The organism is Afipia sp. GW822-FHT03D08 (assembly GCF_058801645.1).
The window spans coordinates 2,284,060-2,304,979 of sequence record NZ_JBXANK010000001.1; the positions used below are offsets into that span (position 1 = coordinate 2,284,060).

Here is a 20,920-nt window from a genome sequence, read left to right on the forward strand (position 1 = left end):
TTTCCACTCTTCGGGATCATGCCTATATTTGAGCTATCTCTCCGGACGACAATCTGCCGGATTCCACAAGGACAGTTATCGTGCTCAATAAATTCGGGCCTTCCGGCCAGGGCGAAGCGCAGGTCGAGTATCTCGACGGCGATTTTCGCGTGACCTCTCCCGGCTCCTACGTCCGCTGCGCCATCACCGGCGAACACATTCCGCTGGACGAGTTGAAGTACTGGAGCGTCGACCGGCAGGAAGCCTATGCGACGCCGGAAGCCGTGTTGCAGCGGCACTATCCCGCGCAGTTGAAGAAGGCCTAAAGATTTATCGCGCGCGCTTTTGCCAGCCGCGCCGTCACGAAATCCCGCAACGCTGTTTCATCGTCGAACCTGAGCGTGACCGCGAAGGTCACGATGCGATCTGCATCGGCCTTGAGGCGTGCATCGCTGCGGATGCGTGCCATATCCTTTTCGGTGGTCACCAGCTTAAGTGTCTTTGCTGCGGCGTCCGACACCAGCCGCCCGATCTCGTCCGGCGTGAATGGATGGTGGTCGGCGAAGGCCCTTTGCTCGATCACGTCCACGCCGCTGGCACGCAACGTCGCAAAGAACCGCGCCGGATCGCCGATCCCCGCAAACGCCAGCACGCGCTGACCGCGCAACGCATCGACCGAGGCTTGACCCGGCACGAGCCGCGCTCGCAACACGGGTGCGCCGCGCTTCGCCAGCACTGCTGCGATATGATCGGCCGCATCACCTCCGCCGATCACAATCAGCGCGTCGGTGCGTGCGACCTGCGGCTCGACGGGCGCGCGCAGCGGACCGGCCGGAAATACACTGCCGTTGCCGATGCCGCGCGCAGCATCGATCACGATCAGCGACGCATCCTTCGCAAGCGCCGGATTCTGAAAGCCGTCGTCCAGCAGCACGACACTCGCACCGGAGGTTCGCGCCAGTGACGCGCCGGCGACACGGTCGCGCGATACGATGACGGACACATTTGAAGCCAGCATCAAGGGCTCATCGCCAACATCGGCAGCGGAATGCGACGCCGGATCGACGCGCAGGGGTCCCTGCTGCGTTCCGCCGTAACCACGGCTGACCACGAACGGCTGCTCGCCCAGCTCGCGCAGGAGTTTCACAAGCGCGAGCGTCGTCGGCGTCTTGCCTGCACCGCCGAGATGATAATTGCCGACGCAAAGAACCGGAATTCCTGCAGACGCTCCGGCGCGCGACATCCGCTGCGCGGCAATCGCTCCGTAAATCGCGCCAAGCGGCGCAAGCAATCGCGATAGCAATGATGGCGGCCGATACCAGAAGGCCGGCTCACGCATCGGAGCCCCCGCTCTCCAGCCGCAGTTGCAGAAGATATGGCTCCAGCGCTGCGAGCGTCTTGTCGAGCGCGCCGCCAAGCCGGCTGACAACGGTTTCCGCCGCACCGACCGAACGCTGCCGCGCAATCGGGTTCACCAGGAGATGCCCGAGCGACTTCACGAAGTCCTCGCCGGTCTCGGCGCGAATAGCCCCCCCGGCCTGATTGAGCGCGTCGTAGATGTCGCCGAAGTTGAACACGTGCGGTCCGTGCAGGATCGCAGCACCCAGCTTGATGCCTTCGATCGGGTTTTGCCCGCCGTGCGCCACCAGCGAACCGCCCATGAACACCACCGGCGCCAGCCGGTAAAACAACCCGAGTTCACCCATGGTATCGGCGACGTAGATGTCCGTCCCGGCGCCGGGCAGTTCGTCCTGCGAGCGCAGGGCCACCTGCATGCCGCCATCAGTCAGCATCCGCGCGATGGCCGCGCCGCGATTGGGATGACGCGGCACGATCACGCTCAGCAATTGCGGCATCCGTGCCGCCAGACGCCGATGCGCATCGAGGATGATTTCGTCCTCGCCGGGGTGCGTGGAGGCTGCGAGGAACACCAGCCGGCGCTGCGTCGCCTCCCTGAGGCGCTCCAGCTTCTTCACGTCTGCGGGCGGCCCCTCGACATCGAGCTTCAGATTTCCGGATGTCACGACGTTCGGACAGCCCAGCGCCGCGAAGCGTTCGCCGTCGCGGTCGGATTGCGCGAGGCAAAGATCGAAGCACTCCAGCAGTGTGGAGATGGTGCCGCGCAGTTTCTGCCAGCGCGGAAACGAGCGCGGCGACATGCGGCCGTTGATGATGACCATCGGGATGCGCCGCTCGGCGCTCGACAGGATCAGATTGGGCCAGATGTCCGACTCAATGAAGAGCGCCAGGCCCGGCTTCCAGTGATCGAGAAAGGCTGACACAAAGCGCGGCGAATCGAACGGGATGTATTGATGAATGACGTCGGGCGGAAACCGCCGCGCCACAATAGCGGCCGAGGTGACCGTGCCCGAGGTCAGCAGGATGCGGACATTCAGCGCCCGCAGCCGCTCGATCAGTCCCGCCGCCGCAAGCACCTCGCCGACACTCGCGCCATGAATCCAGATCAGCGGTCCGGGCGGGCGCTCCACGCTGGCAACGCCGCGGCGTTCGCCGAGCCGCTCGGGATCTTCCTTGCCCTGCTTCAGCCGGCGCGCGATCAGCGGCGCTGCGAGCGGCGCGGCAAGAGCCGACAGCCGCCGGTACGCCGCAAGCGTCGCTGGGAGCGCGCTAGGCATGAAGACCCTCGTTCGGGAGACCGACCAGGTCGTAGGCGCGGCGCGTCACGTCGTTCAACCGCTCTTCGAGTTGCAGGCGCAGCTTCTGCATCGTCTCGGTGTCCGCATCGCGCGGCACCCAGAGAATCTCGCCCGCGGCAATGACGCCACGCCCGAATGGCAAATGAATGACCGAGCGGTCCCAGTTGTTGAGGCGTTTGAACCGGCTGGTGGCGATCGCCACCGGCAGGATCGGCCGTCCGGACTCGCGCGCCAGCATGATAATGCCGAGGCCCGCCTTGCGCGCAACCTTCGGCACATCCGCGGTCAGCGCCATGTTGATGTTATCTTCCAGCGTCCGCAGCATCATCTTGAACGCGCCGACACCACCCTTGCGGTGAAACTCCGTTCCGTGATCACCCGAGCCGCGCACCGTCCCGACGTTGAGGCGTTCCGCTGCGATCGCATTGATTTCGCCGTCGCGATGACGGGAGATCAGGACCTTGGCGGAATACTGCTTCAGTTTCAGGAACGGCATCATGAAGTGCTGGCCATGCCAGAACGCGATGATGACCGGCATATCCGGTTCGATGCACTTGTAGACGTTCGGCGGGTCGAGCGTGAAACGGTTCGTCCACCACACAAAACGCAAAAATTCCGCCGCGGTCGTACCCGCAGCACGCTGCACCCATCTCGATCGGCCGAGATCTCGAAGAAATCGTTTCAATGGGCCGACTTTGAATCTTGGCCGGGATCGAGCAGCCGGTGGAGATGGACGATGAAGTAACGCATGTGGGCGTTGTCGACGGTTTGCTGGGCCTTGCTCTTCCAGGCCGCATAGGCGGTGGCGTAGTTCGGGAACAGGCCGACGACCTCGACCTTGTCGAGATCCTTGAAAGTCACGTGATCGAGGTCGAGAAGCTCGCCGCCGATCACAAGGTGAAGCAACTGCGGTTGCACAGTTTCGGACATGAGGTGCTTTCCCAAAAAGCAAGGACCGGCCGATGAATTCAAGCAAAAACCATGCTCGCAATCACCACGGAATCGGGTTTTCCCGAAAATGTTTCACGATATGCGCGTGCCGCGCATGCCCCGCCGCCACCAGCAACCCGTGACGAACGTCGGTCTGATTGTAAACCAGACGTTCTCCGGCCAGTGAGGTCATTTCCCCGCCCGCTTCGTGCACGATTAAATCGGCCGCGGCAAGGTCCCAGTCACGGCTATGCCCGGCGGCAAATGCGGCATCAAGCCGCCCATCCGCCACCCGCACCAGCCGCAAGGCGAGAGATCCGATTCTCGGATGAAGAGTTTCGCCCTCGCGCATGCCGCCGAGACGCTCAACCAGGGGTTTGGGCCCCGCAATCTTCGGAAAATCGATCGCGGCGCCGGGCGCGGCTGTTATCCGCGCTCCGTTCAGCACGGCGCCCCGCCCGCGCGTTGCGAAAAAGAACTCATTACTCGCGGGTGCGAAGACCGCGCCGAGCAGCGGCGATCCGTCTGCAACCAGCGCGATAGAGACCGACCAGTCGTCCTGCTTCGCGAGATAGGCGCGGGTGCCATCGATGGGATCGACGATCCATGTCAGCGATTTGCCGAGCCGCGACGGATCGTCAGCGCTTTCCTCAGAGAGCCATCCGTAATCCGGCGTCGCGGAACGCAACCGCGTCTCGATCAGGTCGTTGACCGCGATGTCGGCCTCGGACACCGGCGACGACTTGCCCTTGATCCAGGTTTTCAGCTCGGTGCGAAACAGATCGAGCGCCAGCGCACCGGCTTCGCGAACCACGCCAGCCAGGAGTTCAGCGTCGCGCGTCAGGGCGGTATCGCTGATCATATCGGAATCAGCGACCGGCAATCGTCAGTTCCCCCACGCGCACGGTCGGCGCGTTGACGCCGTACTTGAACGCAAGGTCGTTGGCGGGAACCATCGATTTGAAAATATCCAGCAGGTGACCCGCGATGGTCACTTCGCTCACCGCATATGTCAGTTGGCCGTTTTCGATCCAGAAACCGGCAGCGCCACGGCTGTAGTCGCCGGTCACGCCGTTGACGCCGGATCCGATCAGGTCGGTGACATAGAAACCTTCCTTGATATCGGCGATCAGCTCAGCGGGCGAAAGCTGACCGGCCTCAAGGTGAAGATTGTACGGTCCGGGCGAGGGCGACGACGAGACACCGCGATGGGCGTGCCCTGTGGTCGCGAGGCCAAGTTCGCGCGCGGTCGCGGAATCCAGCAGCCATGTCGTCAACACACCGTCGTCGATGATGGCCTGCTTCTTGGTCGCCACGCCTTCGGAGTCGAAGGCCTGCGACCGCATCCCGCGCACGCGCAGCGGATCGTCGATAATGCGAATTCCTTTGTCGAACAACTGCTGACCGAGACGGTCCTTCAGAAAACTCGTCTTGCGGGTGATCGATGTCCCGTTCACCGCGCCGACCAGATGACCGACCAGCGAATTCGAGACACGCGGGTCGAACACCACCGGCGCCTTGCAGGTCGCCACCTTGCGCGGATTGAGCCGCGCCACGGTGCGCTCGCCCGCACGCTGCCCGACGCTTGCCGGCGATTCGAGATCGGAGCCGTGGATCGCCGACGTGAAATCGTAGTCACGCTCCATGCCGGTGCCTTCACCCGCGATCGCCACCGTCGAGATGCTTTGGCTCGAACGCAGATAGGATCCGTGAAACCCGGTCGAGGTCACAAGCACCATGCCGCCGATCCCCGCGGAAGCAGAGGCGCCGCCGGACTTCGACACGCCCTTGACTCCGAGTGCCGCAGCTTCCGCTTCCAGCGCACGCCGCTCCAATTCGTCCACAGAGGGCACCTGCGGATCGAGCAGATCGAGATCGGGAAACTGCTTCGCCAGCAGCGACGGATCGGCGAGACCGACGTACTCATCGTCGGGCGCGACCCGCGCCATCGCAACCGCGCGCTCGGCGAGCCTTGCAACATCGCCGCCGATGTCGCTGGTTGAAACCACTGCCTGCCGCTTGCCGACAAACACGCGCAAGCCGACGTCGTCGCCTTCCGACCGTTCCGATTCTTCGACCTTGCCGTCACGAACCTCAATGCTCTGCGCTACGCCGCGCACTGCGATGGCATCCGCCGAGTCAGCGCCCGCACGCTTCGCCGCTTCCACGAGACGCTGCGCCAGATCGCTCAACGCGGTCTGATCGAGCAATCCGGATGTCGTTGATTTCGGTGATGGCGACAATGACGCGTTTGGTGAAGAGTTCACAAACAATTTCCCGAGGCTTGGATACGAATGCAACACATCATGAGATGTGCCTGTTTTACGCGGACTTCAAGCGTTTTCGAGGCCCGCGAGGCAGATATTTCACGTGAGGCGAACATCGGATTCGGGGCGCTGGCAAGGTCTCGTCAATCATCCGCGCCAACGTCTCGTCAATCATGAGAACTGAAGCAAACACAGTGAGAGACGATTAACCAGCCTTCTTAAGCGGATTCGGACGCGGCTCTGGCATGCTCCTCCCATCGACCGGGAACATAATTCCGGCGTGGGAGATAAAGCCGTGAGGCGTCAATTCGGAGTCGGCGGGGTGCAACCCGTCGGGTCGAGCTGCATGTTGCAGCTCGACCCCCATTCTTTGCCGGTCAGCTTTGAAGCGCGCGATGGCCGCGCCGATGGCGGCGTCAGGCATATCGAAATCAATCGCGAACGCGTCACCGTGCGCCGTGCCGTCGGCGGCATCCGCATGGCGATCAATGTCCGCGTCAGCGAATTTCTCGGCATCGCCTGCCGCGAAACCAATGACGGCCGCGCGCTGGTTCTGGTTCACAGCGATCCGTCCTTGTCGGTGCCGCTGCTGGTCACCGCGGACGATCTGCATCTGGATATGGCCTGGCAGATGTGGGGCGATCTGTTTGCGTTGCCGCAGATCGAAGACGAAACGGGCGACACCCGCGAGCCCGCGCCGCGCCGCCGCCGCCGCAACATCATCAAGGATCGCCGTCCGAAGTTTCTCGTGCGCCGCAAGGCGGGCCGCCCTGCGGTGGAGCAATCCATTCATCGCGGCGAACGCGAGATCATCGCACGTCACTGAAATCTACAAACTTCGCAGTAGGGCGTCGGCGAGCAATCCGGCGAACAGCAGCAATCCCGCGTTGCGGTTCGATTTGAACAGCCGCAGGCATAGCGCTGAGTCATCGATCCGGATGGTCCGCACCTGCCAGACCAGATGGGCGGCGAACGCCGCCAGTCCGATCCACGCGAACCATTGCGAGCTGCCGCGCCACAGCGCGACGCCGATCAGCACGACAGCAATGCTGTAGAAAATCGTCAGCGCGAGCTGCGTCCGCTCCCCGAACAGCAGCGCCGTCGACTTGATGCCGATCAGCACATCGTCCTCGGTGTCCTGATGCGCATAGATCGTGTCGTAGGCGATCACCCACGCGATCGAGCCTGCGTAGAGAAAAAGCGCCGTGGCATCGATCCGCGCCAGGATAACCGCAAATCCCATCAGCGCGCCCCATGAGAACGCGAGACCCAGAAACACCTGCGGCCAGTAGGTGACCCGCTTCATGAAGGGATAGATCGCAACCACCACGAGCGAGCCGATGCCGGTGAGGATCGCAAAGCCGTTGAACTGCAGCAGCACCGCGAGCCCGATCAGCGCCTGCAGCACGAGAAATGCTGCGGCCTGCCGGACCGTCACCTGTCCGGCCGGAATCGGCCGCGACCGGGTGCGCTCAACCTGTGCGTCGAGCTTGCGATCGGTGATGTCGTTCCAGGTGCATCCCGCGCCGCGCATGACCACCGCGCCGATGAAGAACAGCACGATAACCAGCGGCAGTCCGCGCACGTCATGCGCGATGCCCGCGGCCAGCGCCGCCGACCACCAGCAAGGCATCAGCAGCAGCCACCAGCCGATCGGGCGGTCGAAGCGCGAGAGCCGGAGATAAGGCCGCGCCCAGAGCGGGGCATGGGTATCGACCCAGTTGGCGGTCGAGTCGGCGACGGGGGCTGCGGCGTTGCTCATCGCAACCCTTCTCAGATCAGCGGGTCAGGACGTTGCCGTTGAGCGTATCGAAAGTGCTGCCGCCACGCTTGGACGGCTTGGCCTCGGGCAACGTTGCGGAGCCGAGCGCTTCGCTCAGGCTCGGGCCTGCAGGTCCTGCCTGCTGCTGCTGCGCCGCTGAACAAACCCGCTGCTGAAGCTGGGTGTAATTGGCATGCCCCTTCTTCATCTGCTCACCGACCTGAGGAGGGATGCCGCATTTCTGCGCGTTGGCATCGACGAACTTGATCATCTTCGCGTCGGCCTGCACGAAATTCCCGATCAGCTTGCAGGCTTCCTGCGGTGTTGCCTTCCGCTTCCCCGCGGCCTGAACCAGCTTGCCCTTGGCTTCCACATCCGCGCGCAGCGGCAGGAAGCCCTTTTGACACTCTTCCGCGCCCGGCGGCGGACCGGCCTGTTGCTGGGGTGGCCCGCCGAAGCCGCCGCCGCCAACGGGCGGAGCACCGGTACTAAAGGCGCTCGGCGACGGCTGCGGTCCGACCGGCGCAGCGGTTGCACCGTTGACGGGCGGAAATGGCGATGTGGCGGGCGCGCTGTTCACCGGAGGAAACGGCGATGCATTGCTCGCTGGAGCCGGTGCGGCCTGTCCTGGCAGCGGTGCCGGAAAGGCGCCCTGTGCGCGGACATCCGCAGCATGCAGGACGAAGGTGGCGGCAGCCAGCAATGCGATAGAACGGTAGGCGGTCACGGATTTTCCTCCGGCGGGTTCCAATGCGGATTTGCCACCACAGCAAGGTGGCTTTTACGATTCTCGCCGCCCCTTAACAACCCGCTGAATCTGGCAGCAGCGCGGCGGCTCGTCATGCAAACGGCTGCCAATCCTGAATCATTCGGCTAGAAGTCTGAAAAATGAATGGATTGGCGTGATGCCCAAACTCGATTTCCGCAGCCCGCGGCTTTTTGTCGATGCACCGCTTGCGGCCGGTACCGGTCTCGCGCTCGACCGCGATCAAACCAACTATCTCGGCAATGTGCTGCGGCTCGCCGCAGGCGATACCGTCCTGATGTTCAACGGCCGCGACGGCGAGTGGCAGGCTACTCTCGCAGGCCGCAAACGGCCGGACCGCGCGGAGATCGTCAGCCAGACCCGGCCACAGGACGGCCTGCCCGATCTGCATTACGTGTTCGCCCCGCTGAAGCACGCGCGGCTCGACTATATGGTGCAAAAAGCCATTGAAATGGGCGTTTCGGCGCTGCGGCCGGTGACTACCCGGTTTACCCAGGCAAGCCGCGTCAACGTCGAGCGGATGCGCGCCAATGTCATCGAGGCCGCCGAGCAGTGCGGCATTCTCTCTCTCGCCGAGGTGCACGACCCCGAACCGCTCGAGCGCTGGCTCGGCGCGCGTAATGGAGCGCGACTGCTGGTGTTCTGCGATGAAGACGCTCCGACGGCCGACCCTGGCGCCGCCCTTGCACAGGCGGGCAATGGCGGCGCCAGCGGTATCGATGTGCTGATCGGACCCGAGGGCGGGTTCGCGGAAGAGGAACGCGCCCTTCTCCTCAAGCAGCCCCGCCTGGTGCAACTGTCGCTGGGTCCCCGGATTCTGCGCGCCGATACCGCTGCGGTCGCGGCGCTCGCCGTGGTACAGACCGCGCTCGGCGACTGGGGCTGACCAGATGCACGCTGAGGTTGCATTCCGGAAGACCTCTCATTAAGCCCTTTTCCGGATCGTCGTCGAAAACCGGGTATTCCCGTGTTAAGGGACTGCCGATTCAAGCCTTTTACATCTCGTTGGATACCGAAGAATGAGCCAGACCAGTGCCGCAACCGCGACCGGGTCCGCCGCACGGGCGGAGGCCTTGCTGCAGACATTTGCGCGGGCTGGCTACACCCATGCGCGCCCGCCGATCCTGCAACCGGCGGAGCCGTTTCTCGATCTGTCCGGCGAAGACATCCGAAAGAGCCTCTATCTGACCACCGACGCCAGCGGCGAGGAACTCTGCCTGCGGCCGGACCTCACCATTCCGGTGGCGCGGGACTACCTCGCCTCGTCGCGCGCGGGCGCGCCGGCCGGATTTTACTATCTCGGCCCGGTGTTCCGGTATCGCGGCGGAGCGGCCAGCGAATTCAACCAGGCCGGCGTGGAATCCTTCGGCCGTCAGGATCGCGCGGCTGCCGACGCCGAGATGCTGGCGCTCGGTCTTGAAGCCGCCGCAGCGTTCGGCGTGACCGGCATAGATATCCGCACCGGCGACGTCGCCTTGTTCGCCGCACTGATCGACGCGCTCGACCTCTATCCGGTGTGGAAGCGGCGGCTGATCAAGGATTTCAACCGCAAGATCTCGCTCGCGCAGGATCTCCAGCGCCTGACGCTGGAAACCGGCAAGACCCGCAATGAATATGAAGGCGTTCTGGCCGCGCTCGCAGGCTCCGACCGCAAGGCGGCGCTGGCGCTGGTCACCGACCTGATGTCGATCGCAGGTACCAGCAATGTCGGCGGCCGCACGGTGTCGGAAATCGCCGACCGCTTTCTCGAGCAGTCCACACTGAAGGGCGGCGCATTGCCGCTTCATGCGCTGCAACTGATCGAACGTTTTCTCGGCATCGCCGGCGAGCCGGATGACGCGGCCGCACAACTGCGCACGCTCGCAGCGGACGCGAAGCTCGATCTGGGCGCCGCCATCGACCAGTTTGAAAGCCGCACCGGCTTCATGGCTGCGCGCGGCATCGATACCAAGGCAATCCGCTTCTCGACGGCATTCGGCCGCGGCCTCGACTACTACACCGGCTTTGAATTCGAGCTGCACGCCAAAGGCGGCGGCTCGGAGCCGCTGGTCGGCGGCGGACGCTATGACGGGCTGCTGACCCGGCTCGGTGCGCGCGAGCCGATCCCGGCCGTGGGATTCTCGATCTGGATTGAAGCGCTTTCGCAGGGGAGCGCCGCATGAGCACGCCGTTCGTTGTCGCCGTCCCGTCCAAGGGACGTCTCCAGGAAAACGCCGAAGCCTTCTTTGCGCAGGCGAACCTGACGCTCTCGAAACCGCGCGGCTCGCGCGAGTATCGCGGCACCATGTCCTGCCTCGCCAATGTCGAGATCGCCTATCTCTCGGCCAGCGAGATTGCGGCGCAGCTCGCGCGCGGCGCGGTGCACATGGGAATTACCGGCGAGGATCTGATCCGCGAGAACATTCACAACGCCGACAAGCGCGTCATGCTGATCGAGAGTCTCGGCTTCGGCAGCGCCAATGTCGTTGTGGCCGTGCCGCAGGCGTGGATCGACGTTCGCACCATGGCGGACCTCGACGATGTCGCGACCTCGTTCCGCGCCCAGCACAATCACCGCATGCGGGTGGCGACCAAATACATCAATCTGACGCGCAATTTCTTCGCCAGCCACGGCGTGGTCGATTACCGCATTGTGGAAAGCGCCGGTGCCACCGAAGGCGCGCCCGCGGCGGGAACGGCTGAACTGATCGTCGACATCACCACCACCGGCGCAACGCTTGCCGCCAACGGACTGAAGGTGCTCGACGACGGTGTCATGCTGCGCAGCCATGCCAACCTCGTCGCCTCGCGCGACGCCGACTGGTCGGACAGCGCGCGGGAAACCGCGCGGGTTATCCTCGATCACATCGCGGCCAGCGCCCGCGCCCGTAAATACAAGGAAGTCCGCACCCGTTTCGCGGCCTGCAACGACGCCCTGCTCGCCGAGGCCCACAGCCGGTTCGGCGTGGTGTCGCCGTTCGGCGGGCCGACCTCATCGGGCATGGTGACGCTGCACTGTCCGCCGACGCAGCTCTACGCGCTCAGCAGCTTCCTGCGCGACTATGGCGCCGAGACGGTGTCGATCGCATCGCTGGAATATGTGTTCGACCGCGACAATCCGCTTTTCGCCAAACTCCAGACATTCCTGGGACAATAAGGTTCGGAGATTGCGGCGGCGCACGCTTGCCGACACACCGTGGCGACAGCAACCGGCAACTACCATATGATACTTGAGCGCGCGTGATGCCGGATGACATCATGCTCCCGAAGGATGCTGAGGAAACCAACCCGATGACGCCGAGCGCCGATGTATCGAACCTGTCAGGCAGCAGCCGAACTACCGCTGCGCAAGGCCTTTCGATCGTGGTGCCCGCCTTCAACGAAGCGGCGGGTCTGGCGCGGCTGCACGAACGTCTCTGCGCCCTCGCCGCTGCGCTCAAGCAGAAGTACGGACTTGCCTGCGAAGTCGTCTATGTCGACGACGGCTCGACCGACACGACGCTGAGCATCGCGCGCGGGCTGCCGCCGACCGCTCTCGACGTGCAGGTGGTGTCGCTGTCGCGCAATTTCGGCAAGGAAGCGGCGCTGATGGCCGGGCTCGATCATGCCCGGCGCGGCGCGGTGCTGTTCATGGACGGCGACGGCCAGCACGCGCCGGAACTGGTGGAGCGGCTGGTCAGCCACTGGATCGATGACGGCTATGACGTCGTCTATACCGCGAAGGCGCATCGCGACAATGAATCGGTCCTGCGGCGCATGGGCGTGCGCACCTTCTACGCGCTGATCAACTGGGGCTCACGGCAGAAAATTCCCGAGGATGCCGGCGACTTCCGCCTGCTGTCGCCGCGAGCGGCAGCCGCGCTGCGTCAGCTTCCCGAGCGCAATCGCTTCTTCAAGGGCCTCGCAACATGGATCGGCTTCAAGCAGATTCGCGTCGACTACGAACCCGAAGCGCGCGCGCATGGAGTCACCAGCTTCAGTCCCGGCCGCCTGCTCGGTCTGTCCATCGAGGGACTGACGTCGTTCTCGGTTGCGCCGCTGCGCGTGGCGAGCCTGCTCGGGCTGCTGCTCGCGTTCGTCGCCTTCCTGTTCGGCCTGTCGATACTTTGGGAAACGATTGTCGACGGCAAGTCGGTCCCCGGCTATCCCTCGCTGGTGGTCGGCCTGATGACCATCGGCGGCGTGCAGCTCATCATGATCGGTGTGGTCGGCGAATACATCGGCAAGATCCTGTCCGAGATCAAGGCACGGCCGATCTACTTCGTCGCGGAGCACAGCGTGAAAAGCGCCGACACGTCTGCTGCCGCCGACAAGACACCGCAGACCGCGGCTGAATGAGCGTGGGTTCGCCGCCGCGCCACATCTGGTTGTGCGCCGACGATTACGGCATGAGTCCCGGCGTCAATCGTGCAATCCGCGATCTGATCGTTCAGAAAAGGATCAACGCCACGTCCGTCATGGTGGTCGGCGCCGCGGTGGATCGCACCGAGATCGAAGCCCTGACACAGGCGGTTGCGGCCAATCCCGACTGCGCGATCGGATTGCACGCGACGCTGACTGCGCCGTTTCATCCGCTGACCATGCACTTCAACCCTCTCAATGGCGGACAGTTTCTGCCCCTCGGCAGGCTGCTGCGTGCGAGCCTGCTGCGGCGGCTCGACCCGGAAATCATTCAGGCCGAGTTGCTGGCTCAGATCTCCGCCTTCAGACAAATGTTCGGCCGCGCGCCGGGTTACGTCGACGGACACCAGCACGTGCAACTGTTTCCGCAAATTCGCGATGCGTTTCTCGTCGCGGTAAAAGAGGCTGCGCCCGGCGCGTGGGTCCGCCAGTGCGGCCGCTCGTTGCCGCTGGCGCAGCGGCTCGACAGCCCGAAGGCGCTGCTGCTCGATGTGCTGAGCGAAACGTTTCGCAGGAAGAGCGCGCGCGCTGGCATCGCCTTCAATCCGGGATTTGCCGGCGCGTATGACATGGTGCGGGGCCGCGAATTCGCCGATGCGATGAAAGGCTTTCTCGACGGTCTTCCCGACCGCGGCCTGGTGATGTGCCATCCTGGCTTTGTCGACGAAACGCTTGTCAGCCTCGATGACGTCACGCATCAGCGCGAACGCGAATTCGCGTTTCTGAGCAGTGACGATTTCCCCCGCCTGCTGGCGGCAAACAACGTGACGCTCGACCGTGCATGATGCGCTCCCTCTCCCCGCTCGCGGGGAGAGGGTTGGGGTGAGGGGCCGCCTAGATCACTCGAAATTCAAACGCCCCTCACCCGGATCGCAAGGGCGATCCGACCTCTCCCCGTAAACGGGGAGAGGTGAGAAGGCGCTTTTTGTCGCACCGCAAGCGCCAACTTTCCTAAATTTAATTCACGCCGGGACTTACCCCGACACAATGCAGCGTTACATCTTTCCGCGCATTCGCATGCCGGATGCTTGAGGAGGGAATCATGACACCGCAGGAACGCCAACTGGTTGACGATCTGTTCGACCGTCTCGCCAAGGTCGAGAATTCACCGCGCGAGCCGGACGCGGAGGCCGCAATCATGCAGGGTTTGCGCCGCGCACCGAATGCTGTCTACGCCCTCGTGCAAACCGTGCTGGTGCAGGACGAAGCGCTCAAGCGCGCCGAGGCCCGCATCCAGGAACTCGAAGGCGGAGCGCAGCAACCGCAGCCCTCCGGCGGATTTCTCGATTCGATGCGCGATGCGATTCTCGGCCCCGGCCAGGGACGCGGTTCCGTACCGAGCGTTCGTCCCGGTGACGGTACGCAGCGCGGTCCGGTCTGGAACAGCGGTCAGGCGCTCAATCAGGCCGACGCCCGCATGGGCGGCGACCCGCGCATGAACGATCCGCGGATGAATGATCCAAGGGCCGGCAATCCCGGCGGCGGGATGTTCGGCGGTGGCGGCGGCTCGTTTCTCGGAACGGCGGCGGCAACCGCGGCCGGCGTGATCGGCGGATCGATGCTGATGAACAGCATTCGCGGCATGATGGGCGGCGGCAGCCAGCAGAGCTTCGGCAGCAGCGCTGACTCCGGCGGCAGCAAGATGCCATGGAGCAACGATCAGTCCTCGGGCAGCCTCGCACGCGACGCCGGGCTCAACGACGTCGGCAAGAGCGGCAACGACAGCCAGCGCCAGAGTTCCTACGATCAGGCGCAGGCGGACGCCGATCAGGACCAGGATCAGGACCAGGACGACGACGAGGATTACGACAACTTCGATGACGGCGACAGCGATTACGCCTGATTGAACTCGCAGCCAGACAAACGAAAACGGCCGCTGAAACAGCGGCCGTTTTTTTTACGAGTCCGGTTCTGCTCAGATCACGATGACTTTGGTGCCGACATTCACCCGGCCGTAAAGGTCGATGACATCTTCATTGCGCATCCGGATGCAGCCCGACGACACCGCGGTGCCGATGGTCCATGGTTCATTCGAGCCGTGAATGCGGTACAGCGTCGAGCCGAGATACATTGCGCGGGCGCCGAGCGGATTTTCCGGACCGCCTTCCATGTGGCGCGGCAGATCAGGACGGCGCTTGAGCATTTCCGGCGGCGGCGTCCATGCCGGCCACTCCTTCTTTGCCGAGATCGTCTTCACACCCGACCACTCGAAGCCGGGCTTGCCGACACCGATGCCATAGCGCAGCGCCTTGCCGCCGCCCTGCACCAGATACAGAAACTTGTTCGGCGTATCGATCACCAGCGTTCCCGGCGCATGCCGGCCATCGTACTCGACGACCTGCTTTTCGAACTTCGGGTCCATGCCTGGACGGCCCGGTTCGATGCCGACGTCGCCCTGCCGCATCTCATAACGATATTGCGGGTCCATCGGCGGCAAGCCGCCGCGCGAGGGCATCTGCTCATAGCGCTGTTCGTAGCGCGGCGCCTGATAGTTCGGATCGCCCGACTGTCCGCCGCTGAAAAGAAACTCGATCAATCCGCCGCCCATGTTGGAGCTGGACCGCTCGTTATAGGCGACGCGGATCGGCATCGGAGGCGTTGAGGTCGGCTGCGCGTAAATCACGCGCGGCTCGGGGACAGGCATATCGTCATCGTATGCGAAGGCCTGCATTGGACTGGCGCCGAAACACACCGCGCCGGCGACAAGCGCGAGGGAAGTTTTTCTGAACATCGACGTACTCTGTACTGTTTCGTCGTTGACGCGCGGACAGCGCGCCTGAACACGAACATTTAAGGTTAAAAGCGCGTCGGTTTGGTAAACAAAACCGGCTTTCGGATTCACCACGTCAGCACCGGCAGCGTGTTCTTCGCGACAGCGTTTATTTTCGATAAACGCGCGCCCTGCATGGTTAACCGTTGGTATGCGCCATCGGGTACTTCATTGAAGCAACAGTTCCACGCGAAACCTCGCGTTAAATTACGCCGGGTTACAAACGCCTCATCAGGGATGGGGAAACCAATGGCCGTTCAGCGTAAACGATTCCGTATTGAAACGATTCAGTCCGGCAGCATGCCGATAATCGATCACGATGAGAGCGAGATTATTCCGCATCATCATCAGATCATGAGCGAGCTGCGCGCCATTCGCGCGCAAATGGCATCGCATCACCGCGGCCCGGTCGCGGAGCAGGATGAAAATCCGTCAACTCACGAACTGACCGAAGCGCAGCAACTGCTCGGAAGCTACCGCGCGCAGATCGAACAGTGCGAGAAGCTGAAGGTCGAACTCGATCTCATTCACGATGCCATCAACCGCACCAAGCAGGAAATCGCTGTGCTTCATGGCAAGAGCTTCAGCGGCGACGAAATGGCGAAGGTCACCGGCGAACTGGGCGCCGTCGTCGGCGGCACCGAGGAAGCCACCCAGCAGATCCTTGAAGCCGCCGAGGCGATCGATCAGGCCGCAAGCGCGCTTGGCAAGACAATGTCGCCGGATCAGCAGATCCAGCTCAGCGAGGAAATCCAGGATCGCGTCGTCGGCATTTTCGAGGCGTGCAACTTCCAGGACCTCACCGGCCAGCGCATCAGCAAGGTGATGAACACGATGAAATTCATCGAGCATCACATCAACGTCATGATGGAGATCTGGGGCGGCGTCGACGCCATCAAGCAGCACGCGCCCGCCATCATCGACACCCGCGTCGGCGATGCCCGGCTGCTAAACGGCCCGAAGAGCGCGGATGAAGAGGGCCACGTTTCGCAGGACGACATCGACGCGCTGTTCAACTAACGCGGTCGACATCTCTGATTCAAAACCCGGAGGCCTGCCTCCGGGTTTTTTCGTTCAGGATGGCCGCCGAAGCAGCACGAAACACGCCAGTGCGAGCAACGCCACGCCGATCAGCAGTTCCAGCGCCACCTGCCCCGACCAGCGATCGATCACATAGGCCAGCGCGAACGGCGACAGCGCCTGACAGATTTGCGCCGGGCGCGCGATCCGGCCCACCACGCGCCCATAACCGACGGCTCCGAACAATGTCAGCGGCAACGCTCCGCGCGCGATGGTCACGACGCCGTTGGCGGCGCCGAACATCAGCGCAAACACCGTTGCAACGCCGGGCGAGATCCCGGCCGCGACGAGCAGAATGAACGCACACGCCATCAGCGCCATCGCGATCCGCACCAGCCAGAGTGGATGCAGCCTGCCGCCTGACATGAAGTCCGCGATGCGCGTCAGGACTTGCGCAGGCCCGAACAGCGCCCCGATCATCACCGCGGTGCCTGCATCGATACCGCCCCGCTGCAGGATCGTCAGCAAATGCGCAAGCGTTCCCGATTGCATGATGGCATGGGCCGCGAACCCCGCAGCGACCAGAAGGAACGGCATGCCGATCGATGGAATGATGGCGGCGGTTTTGACGGGGGCAGCGCCCTCCGCCACCGGCGGCGGCGCATAGATGGCGTTGCGCGGCAGCGCGAACGCATAGAGCGGCGCGACAATGAAAGCCAACACGCCGGCGAACACGAAATAAACGCTGCGCCAGCCGCCATGGGCGATCAGCATCTGGGTTGTCGGCCATGAAAACGTCGAGGCAAGACCGCCGACGAATGTCACCAGCGTGATCGCTCGCCGCGACGACGCGCCGAAAATACGCGTCAGGGCGGTGAACGCAGGATCGTAAAGGGTGCAGGCCATCGCGATGCCAAGCAGCACCCAGCCTGCGAGATAGAGCCAATAGTGACCGGCGAGCGGCAGGATCAGGAGGCCGAGCGCGCCGATCAGCGCGCCACCCGCCATCACGTAGTGACCGCCGTGCCGCTCCACCAGGTGACAACTGAAAGGCGAGGTCAGCCCCGAGACGCCAAGCCCGATTGAAAATCCAAGGAGCGCCTGCGCCAGCGACCAGCCATGGGCCGCGGCGATGTGGGGCATCGTCAGCCCGGGCGGGTAGAACAGCGCGCCCCAGCCCAGGACTTGTGTGATGCAAAGAACGATGACGGCGCGGCTGGGCCCGGAGCGGAGGACTTGCAGCCCGGCCATTGCGCGTTCACGTCCCCGACGTCGAGAATCATCTGTTATCGGGAACAATAAACCAATGCGCTATGCGCGCGGTGCGCAGCGGACATACACCATCGTGCCATAACGGCTGGCGGCATCCTTGTCGATGAACCGCGTCATCAGCACCCGTCCGTCGAACGAGACGATCTCGCGGTCCTTCTCGCCGCCGACCGGACCGGCCGGACCGATATAGTTCTTGCCGCTCTGGCTGCCCTTCAGGCGCAATTCCTGCGGGGTAGCTTCGTCCGGCAGATGCATTATGACACCGCCGGTGGCGCCTTGACCGATCACGTAGGGGTTCTTGCACTGGCCGCGCGCCGCGGCTTCGGTGCGGGCGCGGTCTTCCGGCTTGTGGAACGAGGCGAGACCCCAGCGGCCGACAATTTCATCGGCCCGGATGGTGGCCGGCACGTCGGGTGCGACGCCCGGCTCCTGCACCGTGGGCTGCGATCCGCCGCCGAAGCCGCTGAACCCACCGAAACCACCGCCACCGCAGGCACCGAGAAAGCCCGACAATAACGAAATGGCTGTCAACGTAACGATTCTGGAGCCTTTGGTACGCTCACTCACTGTGGTCATGGTGTCTCCCGGCAAGAACACTTGGCTGGCTGCCAGACCGACAGACCCGCCGTCACACTGCGTGAGCTGACCCCCGTCAATACGCAGCGTTCCCCTTTATGGTTTCCAGATCATCCTATATTGGCCTCACCAAGGCCTTAAGAGCCTTGCTTGACAGGATCGATACCAACCCATATTCCCGACCCCGTCATTAGCACTCTTGGAGCGCGATTGCTAAGGGCAAGGCTTCGTCCCCTCAAGGGGTTAGCTGAGCCCATTATCCACGGCCCGCGCCCCGCCGCACGTCAAATCTTACCTAACCAACGCCCAAAGGACATCCGATGGCCAAGACAACTTTTCGCCCGCTGCATGATCGTGTCGTCGTCAAGCGCATCGACGCCGAAGAGAAGACCAAAGGCGGCATCATCATTCCTGACAGCGCCAAGGAAAAGCCTTCGCAGGGTCAGGTCGTCGCCGTCGGCCCCGGTGGCCGCGACGAAGCCGGCAAATTGATCCCGATCGATCTGAAGGCCGGCGATACGGTGCTGTTCGGCAAGTGGTCCGGCACCGAAGTAAAGCTCGACGGTGAAGAACTCCTCATCATGAAAGAATCCGACATCATGGGCGTGCTGAAGTAACGCACGTTTACACGCTGTCATGGCCGGGCGTAGCCGTTCGAAGAACGGCGTTCTGGAAAACGCCTATGTCCCGGCCATCCCGACAAGATGAGCACCGCGCCTGATTGACCGGGATCACCCGGACAACCCCGGTGATGACATCATTCGACATCTCAATTTGGAGGAATCCCCATGGCTGCCAAGGACGTAAAATTTTCCGGAGACGCGCGCGACCGCATGCTGCGCGGCGTCGATACCCTCGCCAACGCCGTCAAGGTGACGCTGGGCCCGAAGGGCCGCAACGTCGTGATCGACAAGAGCTTCGGCGCACCGCGCATCACCAAGGACGGCGTCACCGTCGCCAAGGAAATCGAGCTTGAGGACAAGTTCGAGAACATGGGCGCGCAGATGCTGCGCGAAGTCGCCAGCAAGACCAACGACACCGCAGGCGACGGCACCACCACCGCCACCGTGCTCGCCCAGGCGATCGTCCGTGAAGGCGCCAAGTCGGTTGCCGCCGGCATGAACCCGATGGATCTGAAGCGCGGCATCGACATCGCCGTGACTGCAGTCGTGAAGGACATCGAGAAGCGCGCCAAGCCGGTCGCCTCCTCCGCCGAAATCGCACAGGTCGGCACCATTTCGGCCAACGGCGACTCCACCATCGGCTCGATGATCGCCAAGGCGATGCAGAAGGTCGGCAACGAAGGCGTCATCACTGTTGAAGAAGCCAAGTCGCTCGACACCGAAGTCGACATCGTCGAGGGCATGCAGTTCGACCGTGGCTATCTCTCGCCCTACTTCGTGACCAACCCCGAGAAGATGACCGCCGAGCTGGAAGACGCTTACGTGCTGCTGCACGAGAAGAAGCTCTCCGGCCTCCAGGCCATGCTGCCCGTGCTCGAAGCCGTGGTGCAGACCGGCAAGCCGCTGCTGATCGTCGCTGAAGACATCGAAGGCGAAGCTCTCGCAACGCTGGTGGTCAACCGTCTGCGCGGCGGCCTCAAGGTCGCAGCCGTCAAGGCGCCGGGCTTCGGCGATCGCCGCAAGGCGATGCTGGAAGACATCGCGATCCTGACCGGCGGCCAGCTGATCTCCGACGATCTCGGCATGAAGCTCGAAAGCGTGACGCTGAAGATGCTCGGCCGCGCCAAGAAGGTTGTGATCGACAAGGAAAACACCACCATCGTCAACGGCGCCGGCAAGAAGGCCGACATCGAGGCGCGCGTGAACCAGATCAAGGCGCAGGTCGAGGAAACCACCTCGGACTACGACCGCGAGAAGCTTCAGGAGCGTCTGGCCAAGCTCGCCGGCGGCGTCGCGATCATTCGCGTCGGCGGCGCGACCGAGATCGAAGTGAAGGAAAAGAAGGACCGCGTCGAGGACGCGCTCAACGCAACCCGCGCGGCCGTTCAGGAAGGTATCGTTCCGGGCGGCGGCACCGCGCTGCTGCGCGCCAAGAAGGCCGTCGGCCGGATCAACAATGACAACTCCGACGTGCAGGCCGGCATCAACATCGTGCTGAAGGCGCTGGAAGCTCCGATCCGCCAGATCGCCGAGAACGCCGGTGTCGAAGGTTCCATCGTTGTCGGCAAGATCCTCGACAACAAGACCGAGACCTTCGGCTTCGACGCGCAGAACGAAGAGTATGTCGACATGGTCGCCAAGGGCATCATCGATCCGGCCAAGGTGGTTCGCACCGCCCTGCAGGACGCGGCCTCGGTCGCCGGTCTCCTCGTCACCACCGAAGCGATGGTCGCCGACGTGCCGAAGGAAGCAGCACCGGCAATGCCGGGCGGCGGCGGAATGGGTGGCATGGGCGGAATGGGCGGCATGGGCTTCTAAGCCGGACCGTACGCCTCGACGACATCATCAAAGGCCGCCTGCGGGCGGCCTTTTTTATTGGCTCATATTCAAGAATCACCGCGACAATCCGTCCGGGTTT

At 63.5% G+C, this 20,920-nt stretch carries 22 protein-coding genes; 11 read left to right on the top strand and 11 right to left on the bottom strand.

All coding sequences use genetic code 11. The features are described 5' to 3' along the window. Positions 1 to 80 precede the first annotated feature (80 nt). Complete coding sequence (locus AC1RM7_RS11305) at positions 81 to 305, top strand: DUF2093 domain-containing protein (protein WP_002713413.1); 225 nt, start codon at positions 81 to 83, stop codon at positions 303 to 305. Here the strand turns inward: AC1RM7_RS11305 and lpxK are convergent. From lpxK to AC1RM7_RS11335, 6 genes are all read right to left on the bottom strand, one after another. Beyond that, complete coding sequence (gene lpxK / locus AC1RM7_RS11310; protein WP_024919863.1) at positions 302 to 1,318, bottom strand: tetraacyldisaccharide 4'-kinase; 1,017 nt, start codon at positions 1,316 to 1,318, stop codon at positions 302 to 304. The genes AC1RM7_RS11305 and lpxK overlap by 4 nt on opposite strands. Then, positions 1,311 to 2,615 (bottom strand): 3-deoxy-D-manno-octulosonic acid transferase, encoded by a 1,305-nt coding sequence (locus tag AC1RM7_RS11315; RefSeq protein ID WP_024919862.1) that lies wholly within the window; start codon positions 2,613 to 2,615, stop codon positions 1,311 to 1,313. The genes lpxK and AC1RM7_RS11315 overlap by 8 nt, the downstream gene beginning before the upstream one ends. Then, entirely contained in the window at positions 2,608 to 3,321 is a 714-nt protein-coding gene (locus AC1RM7_RS11320; protein ID WP_006022218.1) for a lysophospholipid acyltransferase family protein, read from the bottom strand. Before AC1RM7_RS11320 ends, AC1RM7_RS11315 begins: the two co-directional genes overlap by 8 nt. After that, complete coding sequence (locus AC1RM7_RS11325) at positions 3,318 to 3,566, bottom strand: DUF4170 domain-containing protein (protein ID WP_006022219.1); 249 nt, start codon at positions 3,564 to 3,566, stop codon at positions 3,318 to 3,320. Before AC1RM7_RS11325 ends, AC1RM7_RS11320 begins: the two co-directional genes overlap by 4 nt. A 61-nt stretch (positions 3,567 to 3,627) precedes the next feature. Further along, complete coding sequence (locus AC1RM7_RS11330; RefSeq protein ID WP_006022220.1) at positions 3,628 to 4,449, bottom strand: 3'(2'),5'-bisphosphate nucleotidase CysQ; 822 nt, start codon at positions 4,447 to 4,449, stop codon at positions 3,628 to 3,630. Further along, positions 4,436 to 5,833, bottom strand: coding sequence for a TldD/PmbA family protein (locus AC1RM7_RS11335; RefSeq protein ID WP_024919861.1), 1,398 nt, complete (start codon positions 5,831 to 5,833; stop codon positions 4,436 to 4,438). Before AC1RM7_RS11335 ends, AC1RM7_RS11330 begins: the two co-directional genes overlap by 14 nt. A gap of 295 nt (positions 5,834 to 6,128) precedes the next feature. On the opposite strand from AC1RM7_RS11335, the gene AC1RM7_RS11340 reads away from it, so the two are divergent. After that, positions 6,129 to 6,659, top strand: coding sequence for a DUF6101 family protein (locus AC1RM7_RS11340; RefSeq protein WP_492837788.1), 531 nt, complete (start codon positions 6,129 to 6,131; stop codon positions 6,657 to 6,659). 3 nt (positions 6,660 to 6,662) lie between these two features. Here AC1RM7_RS11340 and ubiA read toward each other — a convergent pair whose 3' ends face one another. Both ubiA and AC1RM7_RS11350 read right to left on the bottom strand, forming a co-directional pair. Further along, on the bottom strand, positions 6,663 to 7,595 hold the full coding sequence (gene ubiA, locus AC1RM7_RS11345; protein ID WP_492837786.1) for a 4-hydroxybenzoate octaprenyltransferase: 933 nt from the start codon (positions 7,593 to 7,595) through the stop codon (positions 6,663 to 6,665). A gap of 16 nt (positions 7,596 to 7,611) precedes the next feature. After that, complete coding sequence (locus AC1RM7_RS11350) at positions 7,612 to 8,322, bottom strand: hypothetical protein (protein WP_006022225.1); 711 nt, start codon at positions 8,320 to 8,322, stop codon at positions 7,612 to 7,614. Between the two features lie 178 nt (positions 8,323 to 8,500). Here AC1RM7_RS11350 and AC1RM7_RS11355 point away from each other — a divergent pair, with 178 nt between their 5' ends. From AC1RM7_RS11355 to AC1RM7_RS11380, 6 genes are all read left to right on the top strand, one after another. Then, positions 8,501 to 9,247, top strand: coding sequence for a 16S rRNA (uracil(1498)-N(3))-methyltransferase (locus AC1RM7_RS11355; protein WP_492837784.1), 747 nt, complete (start codon positions 8,501 to 8,503; stop codon positions 9,245 to 9,247). A 133-nt stretch (positions 9,248 to 9,380) separates the two neighbouring features. Further along, positions 9,381 to 10,523, top strand: a complete 1,143-nt coding sequence (locus AC1RM7_RS11360) for an ATP phosphoribosyltransferase regulatory subunit (RefSeq protein ID WP_492837782.1) — start codon at positions 9,381 to 9,383, stop codon at positions 10,521 to 10,523. Beyond that, on the top strand, positions 10,520 to 11,497 hold the full coding sequence (hisG, locus tag AC1RM7_RS11365; RefSeq protein WP_006022228.1) for an ATP phosphoribosyltransferase: 978 nt from the start codon (positions 10,520 to 10,522) through the stop codon (positions 11,495 to 11,497). Before AC1RM7_RS11360 ends, hisG begins: the two co-directional genes overlap by 4 nt. A gap of 134 nt (positions 11,498 to 11,631) precedes the next feature. After that, on the top strand, positions 11,632 to 12,678 hold the full coding sequence (locus tag AC1RM7_RS11370; RefSeq protein WP_492838071.1) for a glycosyltransferase family 2 protein: 1,047 nt from the start codon (positions 11,632 to 11,634) through the stop codon (positions 12,676 to 12,678). After that, the gene (locus AC1RM7_RS11375; protein WP_024919856.1) at positions 12,675 to 13,526 is read left to right on the top strand and encodes a ChbG/HpnK family deacetylase; all 852 of its coding nucleotides are present in this window, start codon (positions 12,675 to 12,677) and stop codon (positions 13,524 to 13,526) included. The genes AC1RM7_RS11370 and AC1RM7_RS11375 overlap by 4 nt, the downstream gene beginning before the upstream one ends. A 257-nt stretch (positions 13,527 to 13,783) precedes the next feature. After that, positions 13,784 to 14,584, top strand: a complete 801-nt coding sequence (locus AC1RM7_RS11380) for a DUF2076 domain-containing protein (RefSeq protein WP_006022232.1) — start codon at positions 13,784 to 13,786, stop codon at positions 14,582 to 14,584. A 72-nt stretch (positions 14,585 to 14,656) separates the two neighbouring features. Here AC1RM7_RS11380 and AC1RM7_RS11385 read toward each other — a convergent pair whose 3' ends face one another. Beyond that, positions 14,657 to 15,472, bottom strand: a complete 816-nt coding sequence (locus tag AC1RM7_RS11385) for a L,D-transpeptidase (protein ID WP_024919855.1) — start codon at positions 15,470 to 15,472, stop codon at positions 14,657 to 14,659. 288 nt (positions 15,473 to 15,760) lie between these two features. Between AC1RM7_RS11385 and AC1RM7_RS11390 the strand changes: the two genes are divergently transcribed. Continuing rightward, entirely contained in the window at positions 15,761 to 16,531 is a 771-nt protein-coding gene (locus AC1RM7_RS11390; RefSeq protein WP_006022234.1) for a protein phosphatase CheZ, read from the top strand. A 54-nt stretch (positions 16,532 to 16,585) separates the two neighbouring features. On the opposite strand, the gene AC1RM7_RS11395 is transcribed toward AC1RM7_RS11390, so the two are convergent. Both AC1RM7_RS11395 and AC1RM7_RS11400 read right to left on the bottom strand, forming a co-directional pair. Continuing rightward, the gene (locus AC1RM7_RS11395; protein WP_024919854.1) at positions 16,586 to 17,782 is read right to left on the bottom strand and encodes an MFS transporter; all 1,197 of its coding nucleotides are present in this window, start codon (positions 17,780 to 17,782) and stop codon (positions 16,586 to 16,588) included. A 60-nt stretch (positions 17,783 to 17,842) separates the two neighbouring features. Continuing rightward, positions 17,843 to 18,379, bottom strand: coding sequence for a hypothetical protein (locus AC1RM7_RS11400; protein WP_006022236.1), 537 nt, complete (start codon positions 18,377 to 18,379; stop codon positions 17,843 to 17,845). Positions 18,380 to 18,699: 320 nt separating this feature from the next. Here AC1RM7_RS11400 and groES point away from each other — a divergent pair, with 320 nt between their 5' ends. Both groES and groL read left to right on the top strand, forming a co-directional pair. Then, positions 18,700 to 18,996: a co-chaperone GroES gene (gene groES, locus AC1RM7_RS11405; RefSeq protein ID WP_006022237.1), complete on the top strand. Its 297-nt coding sequence runs from the start codon at positions 18,700 to 18,702 to the stop codon at positions 18,994 to 18,996. 171 nt (positions 18,997 to 19,167) lie between these two features. Next, on the top strand, positions 19,168 to 20,820 hold the full coding sequence (gene groL / locus AC1RM7_RS11410) for a chaperonin GroEL (protein WP_024919853.1): 1,653 nt from the start codon (positions 19,168 to 19,170) through the stop codon (positions 20,818 to 20,820). Positions 20,821 to 20,920 lie beyond the last annotated feature (100 nt).